This is a genomic window from Thermomonospora cellulosilytica, from assembly GCF_014138835.1.
In the GTDB taxonomy this organism is placed as follows: Bacteria; Actinomycetota; Actinomycetes; order Streptosporangiales; family Streptosporangiaceae; genus Thermomonospora; species Thermomonospora amylolytica.
Genome location: NZ_JACJII010000001.1, coordinates 5,168,708 through 5,177,448, shown reverse-complemented (window position 1 = coordinate 5,177,448; position 8,741 = coordinate 5,168,708). Strand labels below are relative to the sequence as shown.

Sequence of the window (8,741 nt, the reverse complement as noted above, 5' to 3'; positions counted from 1 at the left end):
AGACCATGCTCGCGGTTGCCGCGGCGATCATCTTCGGCCTGGCCCTGCTGTTCGACCTGGCCGACATCCAGTCCGACCCGTTCGACTACGCCACCCTCGTCACGCTGGGACTGCTGCTGCTCTCCCTGCACCTGGCCGGTTTCGGCGGCACCACCGCGAGCTGGCGCGCCCGCTCGCGCTCCCGCCACCGCTGACCGCGCCGGGCCGATCGGCGCCGTGACCGTCCGGTCGGCCGGCCGTCGCCGACCGCCGGTCCGAGCCGCAGCCGTCCCGGCTGTCGTGCCCGGCGGCGCGGCCGTCCCGGCCGGTCAGCCGTCGCCGCGGACGATCTTGTCCCCGGCGACCACGTCGCCGTGCACGGTCACGTTCCCGAAGAACGCGATGCCCCCTCCCGGCCTCCCGGGGCCGGGGGCGGGAGCGGGCGGCGCCGGGGGAGCGGTCCGGGCGGGGGCCGCGGCCTCGCGCAGCGCCGGGGTGCCGGCGGGGGAGTGCGGCAGGTGCACCCAGCCGCGCGCCCGGGTCTGCTTGACCTCCACCGTGACCGGCCAGAACGCGGCCGGGTCCACCGTCCCCTCGGCGTGCCGGACCACGCTGTCGTAGAAGTAGTCCGAGGCGATGAACGCCAGCTCGCCGCCGGAGTCGTCCAGCGCCCGTTTCAGCGCCGGCGCGTCCAGCAGGCGGAACAGGTGGTTGACCGCGGTGCCGGCCAGGCCGTGCGCGTCGTGGTGGACCTCGCCGATGTGCGCCGCCGCCCGCAGCCGGACGGCGTGCGGGCCGGACGCCGACCGGTTGTGCCGCCGCAGCCGCTCCGCCAGCCGGTCCAGCAGCGGATCCACCACGGTGATCGTCGGCATCCGGGCCGGGATCACCACCAGCATCCCGTCCCCGCGGTCCTCGTGCAGGCAGCCGTCCCAGCCCAGCGGGCAGTCGTCGAACGCGCCCGGCACCACGTCGTACAGCGCCTCGCGGATCGCCAGCTGCACCCGGTCGGTGCGCGCCGGGTCGGTGAACGCCGCCACGTCCACGGCCAGCAGCACGCAGTGCTGGGAACGCCGGGGCCCGCCCGCGGCGCGTTCGCCGGGCCGGTCCGGCAGCCCGTGCGCGGCGTCACCGAAGATGTTCATGCCCTGCCGTCCCGAGCCGTCCCGACGGGGAGGCCGGCGCCCTGGGCGAAGGGGGAGTGGGTGTTACCGCCCCGGACGCCGACCCGCTGAGCGACCGGCCGCGGAAAGTCGGTCACCCGCCATGCTGCGCCCGCCCCGTCCGCGTGGTCTGCGTCATGTGACACACGCCGGTTCACGCCCGCGCCGCCAGCGCGTTCAGCAGCCGGTTGACCGGGCCGCCCAGGTTCCACTCGTCGGCCAGCGCCACCAGCGTCTCGGGGTCGCGCGGCGCGGACGGCAGCGCGTCGTCCAGCTCCGCCAGCTCGGGCGCGTCGATGTCGGTGACCACCTTGACCACGGTCTCGGCGGCGGCCAGATAGTCGCGGGCCGCGGCCAGCTTCAGCCGGCTGCCCGCCGGGAACCCGTCGGTGACGCCCTCGTCCAGCGCCCGGAGGATCCCCTCGATCGACCCGAACCGGGTCACCAGGGCGGCGGCGGTCTTGTCGCCCACCCCCGGCACGCCCGGCAGCCCGTCGCTGGGGTCGCCGCGCAGCGTGGCGTAGTCGCCGTAGGCGCGGCCGGGGATGCCGTACTTGGCGGCGACCTCCTTCTCGCCCATCACCTGCAGGTTGCGGATGCCGCGCGCGGTGTAGAGCACCTGCACCGGGCCGCGCTCGTCCACCAGCTGGAACAGGTCCCGGTCGCCGGTGACGATGTCGACCGCGCCGCCCTCGGCCGCGCACCGCGCCGCCAGCGTGCCGATTACGTCGTCGGCCTCGTATCCGGGCACCCCGGCGCGCACCAGGCCCACCGCGTCCAGCACCGCGTCGATGATCGGCAACTGCGCCGCCAGCGGGTCGGGGGTCTGGTCCCCGCCGTCCTCGGCGACCCGGTGCGCCTTGTACGACGGCAGCGCCGCCACCCGGAACGCCGGCCGCCAGTCGGCGTCCATGCAGCACACCAGCCGGGCCGGGGCGCGGTCCCTGACCAGCCGGGCGATCATGTCGACCAGCCCGCGGACCGCGTTCACCGGGGTGCCGTCCGGGGCGGTCACCGACTCCGGCACCCCGAAGAACGCCCGGAAGTACAGCGACGGCGTGTCGAGCAGCATCAGCGCACTCATGAGGTCATCGTGCCACGCGCCGGGGACGTCCCCGCCGCGATCGCCCGGCCCCGGTGCTGGAATGCTGTAACCACGCCAAGCGACGAAGGACCGTGAACTGATGAAGCCGGATGTGACGACGGAGTTGTATCCGCCCGCCCGCCTCGCCCGCGTCCGCGAGGCCACCGCCGAGGCCGGGCTGGGGGCGCTGCTGCTGACCCCCGGCCCCGACCTGCGCTACGCGACGGGCTACGACGCGATCCAGCTGGAACGGCTGACCTGCCTGGTGGTCCCGGCCGACGGGGACCCGTTCCTGGTGGTGCCGCGGCTGGAGCTGGCCGCCGCGCAGGCCTCCCCGGCCGGCGCGCTCGGCGTGGAGATGGTGCCGTGGGAGGAGACCGACGACCCGTACGCGCTGGTGGCGCGGCGGCTGGGCGGCGGGATCGACGCGGTCGGGGTGGCCGACCGGATGTGGGCGGTGATGGCGCTGCGGTTCCGCGACGCGATGCCGCAGGCCCGGCAGGTGCCGGCGGGCCGGGTGATGGGCCGGCTGCGGATCCGCAAGAGCCCCGCCGAGGTGGCCGCGCTGCGCGAGGCCGGCGCGGCGATCGACCGGGTGCACCGCCAGGTGCCCGCCATGCTCAAGGCCGGCCGCACCGAACGGGAGGTCGGCCGCGACATCGCCGAGGCGATCGTGGCCGAGGGGCACGCCCGGGTGGACTTCGTGATCGTGGGGTCGGGCCCGAACGCCGCCAGCCCCCACCACGAGCTGTCGGACCGGGTGATCCGGCCGGGCGACCCGGTGGTGGTCGACATCGGCGGCACCATGCCCAGCGGCTACTGCTCCGACGAGACCCGCAACTACTGCGTCGGCGAGCCGCCCGCCGACTACCTGGCCTACTACGAGGTGCTGCGGCGCGCCCAGGAGGCGGCGTGCCGGGCGGTGCGGCCGGGGGTGACGCCGGAGGCGGTGGACGCCGCCGCCCGGGAGATCATCGCCGAGGCCGGGTACGGCGAGCACTTCATCCACCGCACCGGGCACGGCATCGGGCTGGAGACCCACGAGGACCCCTACATCGTGGCGGGCAACACCGAGCCGCTGGAGCCGGGCATGGCGTTCTCGGTGGAGCCGGGCATCTACCCGGGCGCGCACGGCGCGCGCATCGAGGACATCGTGGTGTGCACCGAGGACGGCTTCGAGAGCATGAACCACGTGGACCGCGACCTGGTCGTCGTGGACTGACCGTTCGCCCGGGGGCAGGGCCGGAACGCGCGTTCCGGCCCTGTTGCGCGTCCATGACCGGTCGATAACGATCTCTTCACGAACCGGCCTGCTCGCGCATGATGCTTGCGCCCCCGGACAGGACAGGGGTACGCAATTACGTGTTCCGCCGGGGTTACGTGCGGATGTCTGCAATGTTGCGGTAAGTACGCCCAAGAAGGAGACGTCGTGGCCGAGGTCGTCCTGGCAGGAGTCGGCAAGGTCTACCCCGACGGAACCCGGGCGGTCACCGACCTGAACCTCGACATCGCCGACGGGGAGTTCCTCGTGCTGGTGGGCCCGTCCGGCTGCGGCAAGACCACCGCGCTGCGGATGGTGGCCGGGCTGGAGGGCATCTCCGAGGGCGAGATCAGGATCGGCGACCGGGTCGTCAACCGGGTGCCCTCCCGTGACCGTGACGTGGCGATGGTGTTCCAGAGCTACGCGCTGTACCCGCACCTGTCGGTGCGCGACAACATCGGGTTCGGGCTGTCGCTGCGCAAGGTCCCCAAGGACGAGATCCGCCGGAAGGTCGAGGACGCCGCCGCACGGCTGGGCCTGACCGACCACCTGGACCGCAAGCCCCGCAACCTGTCGGGCGGCCAGCGGCAGCGGGTCGCGATGGGCCGGGCGATCGTCCGCGAGCCGCAGGCGTTCCTGATGGACGAGCCGCTGTCCAACCTGGACGCCAAGCTGCGCGTGCAGATGCGCGCCGAGATCGCCCGCATCCAGCGCGACCTGGGCGTCACCACCATCTACGTCACCCACGACCAGACCGAGGCGATGACCCTCGGCGACCGGGTCGCGGTGATGAAGAAGGGCGTGCTGCAGCAGGTCGCGCCGCCGCAGGAGCTGTACGACCGGCCCGCCAACCTGTTCGTGGCCGGGTTCATCGGCTCCCCGGCGATGAACATGCTGACCGGCCGGCTGACCGGCGAGGGGGACGCGCTGCGGGTGGAGTTCCGCGGCGGCCAGTCCCTGCGGGTGGCGCCGGAGTCGCTGACCGCGCGCCCGGCGCTGCGCTCCTACCTGGACCGGCCGGTGGTCGTCGGGATCAGGCCGGAGGACATGGAGGACGCCGAGCTGGCCCCCGGGCCCGAGGACGCCCGGCTGACCTGCGTCGCCGACCTGGTCGAGGCGATGGGCTCCGACGTGCTGGTGCACTTCTCGGTGGACGCCGACCTGGTCGTCACCGACGACACCCGGGAACTGGCCCGTGACGCGGGCGCCGACGCGCCGCAGCAGGCGGCGCAGGGCGGTGCCCCGCTGGTCGCCCGGTTCAGCCCCCGTACCCGCGTCAAGGTCGGCGACCCGGTGGCGGCGCAGGTCGACACCGCGCGCATGCACTTCTTCGATCCCGAGACAGGCGCCTCGATCTGGGACTCGGCGGCGCCTTCCCCGAGGAAGGAATCCGAATGAGGGACGTAATGTGGAGCCGCCGGCGGATGCTGGGCGTCACGCTGGCGGCGGGCTTGGCCGTCTCCACCGCGGCCGCCTGCGGCGGCGGGGACGACGACGGCGGCGGCGACGGGCCGCTGAAGGGGCAGACCATCACGGTCGCCTCGATCTGGACGGGGTCCAACGAGGGGGCCAAGTTCCAGAAGGTCCTGGACGCGTTCAGCGAGCGCACCGGCGCCAAGGTCACCTACACCCCCACCGGCGACAACGTCGCCGCCTACCTGGGCTCCAAGGTGAACGGGAACGCCGCCCCGGACGTGGCGTTCCTGCCGCAGCAGGGCGTGCTGGTGGAGTTCGCCAGCAAGGGCTGGATCAAGCCGCTGCCCGCCGACACGCAGAACGCCGTCAAGCAGAACTTCTCCCAGGTCTGGCAGGAGCTGGGCTCGCACAACGGCACGATGTACGGGGTCTACTTCAAGGCCTCCAGCAAGTCCACCGTCTGGTACCGCAAGCAGGCCTTCACCGACGCCGGCATCGCCCAGCCCCCCGCCACCTGGGCGGACTTCGTGAAGACGGCGCAGACCCTGTCGGACTCCGGCGCCACGCCGATCTCGGTCGGCGCGGCCGACGGCTGGGTGCTGACCGACTGGTTCGAGAACGTCTACCTGTCGGTGGCCGGGCCCGAGAAGTACGACCAGCTGTCCAAGCACGAGATCCCCTACACCGACGAGACGGTCAAGGAGTCGCTGCGCAAGCTGGCCGAGATCTGGGGCAAGGACAACTTCCTGGCCGGCGGGCGCGACGGCGCGCTGCAGACCGAGTTCCCCGCCTCGGTGCCGGCGGTGTTCGGCGACTCGCCGAAGGCCGCGATGCTGCCGGGCGCCGACTTCATCGCCTCGGAGATCAGCACCAACACCAAGTCCAAGATCGGATCCGACGCCGACTTCTTCCCCTTCCCGGCGGTCGGCGCCAAGGCCCCGGTGGTGGGCGCCGGTGACGTCGCGGTGATGATGAAGGACACCCAGGGCGCCCGCGAGCTGATGAAGTTCCTCGCCTCGCCCGAGGCCGCGGAGGTCTGGGCCAAGCAGGGCGGCTTCATCTCCCCGAACAAGGCGGTGGACCTGGCGTCCTACCCCGACGAGGTGCAGCGGCGCATCGCCAAGGCGGTGATCGACGCCGGCAACGACTTCCGGTTCGACATGTCCGACCTGGCGCCGGCGGCGTTCGGCGGCACCAAGGGCGCCGGCGAGTGGAAGATCCTGCAGGACTTCCTGGCCAACCCGTCTGACGTGGACGGCACCGCCGAGAAGCTGGAGGAGGCCGCAGCCAAGGCGTTCAAGTGACCCGCCGGTGACCGTGCGGGACGGGCCGCGGTGTCCCGGCCCGTCCCGCCCAGCGGTCCCCGTGCCCGCCCGACCTCTCGTTCCACCCGCCGAGCAGCTCTCCGGGAGAGTGTGCGATGACAGACACCTCCGACCCGCCCGCGCCGCGCGAGCAGCGGCCGGACGACGCGTCCGGCGCCGGCTCATCCCCGCCCGCCCCGGGTCCGGCCGGCGACCGCGCCGCGGCGGTCGCCGGAACCTCCGCGGCGAAGGGCGGCGCCGCAGCCGAGAAGGGACGGCTGGGACCGCCGCCCTGGCTGGCCGGGGGTTTCCTGGCCCCCGCGTTGATCCTGCTGGGCCTGCTGGTGGTGTACCCGATCCTGTACACGATCTGGCGGAGCCTGTTCGACGCCGACGGGGACACGTTCGTCGGGCTGGACAACTACACGGCGATGTTCACCGACTCGGCCACCTTCACGGCGCTGAAGAACAACGCCATCTGGGTGGCGGTGGCGCCCGCGCTGATCACCGCCTGCGGGCTGATCTTCGCGGTGCTCACCGAGCGGATCCGGTGGGCCGCCGCGTTCAAGATCATCGTGTTCATGCCGATGGCGATCTCGATGGTCGCCGCCGGCGTGATCTTCACCCTGGTGTACGACCACTCGCCCGAACGCGGCGTGCTCAACGCGATCGCGGTCGGCGTGCACGACACGTTCGCCTCCCCGTCGCCGTATCCGGGGGTGCGGCCCCGTGAGCAGGGCAGCCCGCTGCGGCCGGACGGCGGCGGGTTCTCCACCACCGCGCAGGTCCGGCCCGGGCAGCCGGTGACGCTGCCGCTGGTGGCGCTCGCCCCGGCCAAGCAGCAGGGCCTGAAGGCCGCGAAGGCGGCCACCGCCGAGCCCGGCGCCGTCACCGGCACCGTGTGGGCCGACTTCGCGCCCGGCGGCGGCAAGCCCAACCAGATCGACGGCAACGAGAAGGGCCTGCCCAAGGTCGAGATCGAGGCGCTGCAGGGCGGGAAGGTCGTGGCCACCACCACCTCCCGCGACGACGGCACCTTCCGGCTCGCCGTGCCCGACGGGTCCTACACGCTGCGGCTGGCCGAGTCCAACTTCACTCCGCCCTACGGCGGGGTGACCTGGCTGGGGCCGAACCTGGTGACCCCGGCGATCATCGGCGCGTATGTGTGGATGTGGGCCGGGTTCGCCATGGTGCTGATCGGCGCCGGGCTGGCCGCCATCCCGCGGGACGCGCTGGAGGCCGCCCGCGTCGACGGGGCCACCGAGTGGCAGGTGTTCCGGCGGGTGACGATCCCGCTGCTGGCGCCGGTGCTGGTGGTGGTGTTCGTGACGCTGGTGATCAACGTCCTGAAGATCTTCGACCTGGTGTACATCATGGCGCCCGGCTCCTCGATCCAGGACGCCAACGTGCTGGCGCTGCGGATGTACCTGGTGTCGTTCATCGGGGAGAGCCCCGACCAGGGGCTGGGCAGCGCGATCGCGGTGGTGCTGTTCCTGCTGGTGCTGCCCGCGATGATCTTCAACATCCGCCGATTCCGGTCCGAACAGGGGTGAGCCGCCGATGACCGTCACCACCAAGGCCGAACCGGGCACCGGACGGGCGGCGGGCGCGCCGCGCCGGTCGGTGGCCTCCCGGATCGTCGGCCGGCTGGGCGGCGGGGCCGTGCAGGCCCTGCTGGTGCTGATCGCGCTGATCTGGCTGGTGCCCACCATCGGGCTGTTCGTGGCGTCGCTGCGCAGTTCGGCCGACAGCGGCAGCAGCGGCTGGTGGACCGCGCTGACCGCGCCCGCCCAGCTCACCCTGGCCAACTACGGCAACCTGCTGGAGAACGACTCGATCGCGCGGAGCTTCGTCAACACCTTCCTGATCACCGTGCCGACCACGCTGCTGGTGGTGGTCGTGGCGGCGCTGGCGGCCTACGCGTTCGCCTGGATCGAGTTCCCCGGCCGCGACTGGCTGTTCCTGGGCGTGGTGGCGCTGCTGGTGGTGCCCGTCCAGGTCGGGCTGATCCCGCTGATCAGCCTGTTCGGCGACATCGGCCTGTTCGGCACGGTGCCGGGGATCGTGCTGTTCCACACCGCGTTCGGGCTGCCGTTCGCGATCTTCCTGCTGCGCAACTACTTCGCCGGGATCCCGCGGGACCTGCTGGAGGCGGCGCGGATGGACGGCGGCACCGAGTGGACCATCTTCCGCCGGGTGATCTTCCCCCTGGGCGGTCCGGCGATCGCCTCGCTGGCGATCTTCCAGTTCCTGTGGGTGTGGAACGACCTGCTGATCGCGCTGATCTTCGGCGACGAGGACTCCTACCCGCTGACCGTGGCGATCCAGCAGCAGACCCGCCAGTTCGGCGCCAACATCGACATCATCTCCTCCGGGGCCTTCCTGTCGATGCTGGTCCCGCTGGTCGTCTTCTTCGCCTTCCAGCGCTACTTCGTGCAGGGCGTCCTGGCCGGCTCGGTCAAGTAGACCAGCTTGACCTGCGGAAATATTGATGTCCCCGGGGCCGCGTTCGGCCCCGGGGACGCTGCTTCCCG

The 8,741-nt window shown here is 72.6% G+C and carries 8 protein-coding genes; 6 read left to right on the top strand and 2 right to left on the bottom strand.

Annotated elements, in window-relative coordinates; translation table 11 throughout:
• The first annotated feature begins 5 nt into the window (after positions 1–5).
• A complete protein-coding gene (locus tag HNR21_RS24490; protein WP_182707069.1) occupies positions 6–194 on the top strand; it encodes a hypothetical protein in 189 nt (62 codons plus the stop codon).
• A 114-nt stretch (positions 195–308) separates the two neighbouring features.
• On the opposite strand, the gene HNR21_RS24485 is transcribed toward HNR21_RS24490, so the two are convergent.
• The gene (locus HNR21_RS24485) at positions 309–1,124 is read right to left on the bottom strand and encodes a hypothetical protein (protein WP_182707068.1); all 816 of its coding nucleotides are present in this window, start codon (positions 1,122–1,124) and stop codon (positions 309–311) included.
• A gap of 172 nt (positions 1,125–1,296) precedes the next feature.
• A complete protein-coding gene (locus HNR21_RS24480) occupies positions 1,297–2,226 on the bottom strand; it encodes a 5'-3' exonuclease (protein WP_182707067.1) in 930 nt (309 codons plus the stop codon).
• A 100-nt stretch (positions 2,227–2,326) separates the two neighbouring features.
• Between HNR21_RS24480 and HNR21_RS24475 the strand changes: the two genes are divergently transcribed.
• From HNR21_RS24475 to HNR21_RS24455, 5 genes are all read left to right on the top strand, one after another.
• Complete coding sequence (locus HNR21_RS24475) at positions 2,327–3,448, top strand: M24 family metallopeptidase (protein WP_182707066.1); 1,122 nt, start codon at positions 2,327–2,329, stop codon at positions 3,446–3,448.
• 207 nt (positions 3,449–3,655) lie between these two features.
• Positions 3,656–4,885, top strand: a complete 1,230-nt coding sequence (locus HNR21_RS24470; RefSeq protein WP_119730584.1) for an ABC transporter ATP-binding protein — start codon at positions 3,656–3,658, stop codon at positions 4,883–4,885.
• Entirely contained in the window at positions 4,882–6,207 is a 1,326-nt protein-coding gene (locus HNR21_RS24465; protein WP_182707065.1) for an ABC transporter substrate-binding protein, read from the top strand. The genes HNR21_RS24470 and HNR21_RS24465 overlap by 4 nt, the downstream gene beginning before the upstream one ends.
• Before the next feature lie 116 nt (positions 6,208–6,323).
• Positions 6,324–7,760, top strand: a complete 1,437-nt coding sequence (locus HNR21_RS24460) for a carbohydrate ABC transporter permease (RefSeq protein ID WP_182707064.1) — start codon at positions 6,324–6,326, stop codon at positions 7,758–7,760.
• Between the two features lie 7 nt (positions 7,761–7,767).
• Positions 7,768–8,673 (top strand): carbohydrate ABC transporter permease, encoded by a 906-nt coding sequence (locus HNR21_RS24455; RefSeq protein WP_119730581.1) that lies wholly within the window; start codon positions 7,768–7,770, stop codon positions 8,671–8,673.
• Positions 8,674–8,741: the final 68 nt, after the last annotated feature.

Excerpts from the sequence above, each read along its gene's own strand:
- HNR21_RS24490 (WP_182707069.1), top strand. The coding sequence starts at position 6 with ATGCTCGCGGTTGCCGCGGCGATCATCTTCGGCCTGGCCCTGCTGTTC.
- HNR21_RS24485 (WP_182707068.1), bottom strand. The coding sequence starts at position 1,124 with ATGAACATCTTCGGTGACGCCGCGCACGGGCTGCCGGACCGGCCCGGC.
- HNR21_RS24480 (WP_182707067.1), bottom strand. The coding sequence starts at position 2,226 with ATGAGTGCGCTGATGCTGCTCGACACGCCGTCGCTGTACTTCCGGGCG.
- HNR21_RS24475 (WP_182707066.1), top strand. The coding sequence starts at position 2,327 with ATGAAGCCGGATGTGACGACGGAGTTGTATCCGCCCGCCCGCCTCGCC.
- HNR21_RS24465 (WP_182707065.1), top strand. The coding sequence starts at position 4,882 with ATGAGGGACGTAATGTGGAGCCGCCGGCGGATGCTGGGCGTCACGCTG.
- HNR21_RS24460 (WP_182707064.1), top strand. The coding sequence starts at position 6,324 with ATGACAGACACCTCCGACCCGCCCGCGCCGCGCGAGCAGCGGCCGGAC.
- HNR21_RS24455 (WP_119730581.1), top strand. The coding sequence starts at position 7,768 with ATGACCGTCACCACCAAGGCCGAACCGGGCACCGGACGGGCGGCGGGC.